1 protein-coding gene is annotated in these 231 nt (G+C 42.9%); it reads left to right on the forward strand.

The window, feature by feature from the left end; genetic code table 11:
* Positions 1-231: hypothetical protein (locus RMT89_RS45705; protein ID WP_315889646.1), on the forward strand; the 231-nt coding region annotated here is incomplete at both ends.

The following is a 231-nucleotide window of genomic DNA, read 5'->3' on the forward strand; positions in this document are numbered from 1 at the left end:
TGGAGTGGCACCTGGACCGGGTGATGATGTAATTATTAATGCGAGCGCAACCATTACTGTACGAACTAATGTGTCTTGTTTAAGCCTGAGCTGGACAGGTGATCCATCTGCAACAAGAACATTTACCATTAACGCAGGGTTTTCTTTGACTGTAACTGGAAATATTAGCCTTGGTGCACCAACAGCAGGAACTAAAAACAGAACGATAAGTGTTTTGGGTACACTAAACTG

This window comes from Streptomyces sp. P17 (genome assembly GCF_032436805.1).
Lineage (GTDB): Bacteria > Actinomycetota > Actinomycetes > Streptomycetales > Streptomycetaceae > Streptomyces.